We start from the raw sequence: 1,865 nt of genomic DNA on the forward strand, positions 1-1,865 counted from the left end.
ATGTGCGCCCGGCATGGGCGATAACTTGGTGGTGAAAGTCCACTACAGACTTGGCAGTAGGAACTGTTAGCTAAAGGCAAGGGTGTCCACCGTGAGGTGGAATCTGAAGGAAGCCGGAGGCAAACACTCGCACTGACGAACAGAAACTTCATATCAAGGCTGAACAGGGATGGATGAGCTTGCATGACAAAGTGAAGTCCAATACTGCACGAATCCTAAACAGTAAATGAAGCAGTGACATGAGTGGAAGGTTATCGCACCTTACCTGGGGAGGTCTCACTAGCGACTCAGTAGTAACAACGAATAGTGAGAAATCAGCAGAGGTCGTAGTAGCGAGAATGTAGCGAAGGACCGAACAATATCAATACAAATTATAGAATGGAGGTTAAGGTTCACAATAATGACAGAAAACAACCGCTTAGGTTGGCAGTCGGTGGAGGGAATAGGTGGAACCGAAAGAGTTAATCGATGTGTCTAGTGAACTTTAGGTGAAATGACAGAAATGTATCGTAAGACTCCGTCTTTGATGGAGCGAGTTGTAACAAGAGAGAATATGGAAGCTGCCATTAAATCCGTTAAACGGAATAAAGGTGCAGCAGGTATTGACGGGATGACCGTCTTTGAAATAGAAGAACACATCAATGAGTATTATATTCCTCTACGGAATAAATTACTTAATGGGACTTATAAACCCCAACCGGTTAAACGGGTAGAAATACCAAAACCGAATGGAGAGAAGCGAAAGCTAGGCATTCCTTGTGTGCGCGATCGAGTTGTTCAACAAGCAATTCGACAAGTGATTGAACCAATCATTGACCCGCACTTTATGGAAAACAGTCACGGCTTTCGACCGGGCAAAGGCACGCATAGTGCCCTCAAACAATGTGTAAACTATTATGAGGAAGGTTATCGGGTAGTTGTAGATTGTGATTTGAAGCAATGCTTTGACACGCTGAATCACGATAAACTCATCTACTATCTAGAACAATACATCCATGATAAGACCATCATCAAAATTATCCGTAAGTTTTTATTAGCAGGTGTCATAGACCTGTCTGGCGAATTCGTAGAAAGTAAAACAGGCGCACCACAAGGAGGGGTTCTCTCGCCTCTACTGAGTAATGTCTACTTACATGAACTGGATAAAGAACTTTCCAAACGTGGTCATCGATTTGTCCGTTACGCTGATGACTTCGTCATCTATGTGAAGACGAAACGAGCCGGTGAACGTGTGATGGAAAGTATCACCAAATATATTGAGAAAGATTTAAAGCTCATCGTCAATCAAGAGAAAAGCAAAGTGGGGTCACCTACTCGTTTAAAGTTCTTGAGCTGTCTGATGCGCCGAGTGAATGGAACCTATCGTTTTATCCCTACCAAGCAAGCCAAGCAAAAATTCAAGAATTCTTTAAAGAGACTGACGAGTCGTAAAAGACCAGGAACCTTTGAAGAAATCATCCAGCAAATTAATCGAGTTACACGAGGTTGGATAAATTATTTTGGTTTAGGTTTTATCAAAGGATTTATTAAAGAGATAGAAGGATGGTTACATCACCGGCTTAGACAGCTTATCTTTAAACGATGGAAGAAACCACGAACGGTTATTAAGAAATTAAAGTCCTATGGACTTGACCTAGACTCAGCGAAACGCATTGCATTTTCTCGTAAGATGTACTGGCGACTTTCAAACACGCCTGAAGTTCATCGGGCAATTACAACAAAAAGACTCCACCAATGGGGCTTAGTTCCACTAAGCGAATTGGTAGAGTCTGCTTACGCAAGGTATTGAACCGCCGTGTACGGAACCGTACGCACGGTGGTGTGAGAGGTCGACTAGTCAAATAATGGCTAGTCTCCTACTCGAT

At 42.9% G+C, this 1,865-nt stretch carries 1 protein-coding gene; it reads left to right on the forward strand.

Annotated elements, in window-relative coordinates; genetic code table 11:
• The first annotated feature begins 502 nt into the window (after nt 1–502).
• The gene (gene ltrA / locus FEZ33_RS12080; RefSeq protein WP_138405603.1) at nt 503–1,789 is read left to right on the forward strand and encodes a group II intron reverse transcriptase/maturase; all 1,287 of its coding nucleotides are present in this window, start codon (nt 503–505) and stop codon (nt 1,787–1,789) included.
• Nucleotides 1,790–1,865: the final 76 nt, after the last annotated feature.

It is taken from the genome of Ruoffia tabacinasalis, from assembly GCF_005864045.1.
GTDB classification, from domain to species: Bacteria; Bacillota; Bacilli; order Lactobacillales; family Aerococcaceae; genus Ruoffia; species Ruoffia tabacinasalis.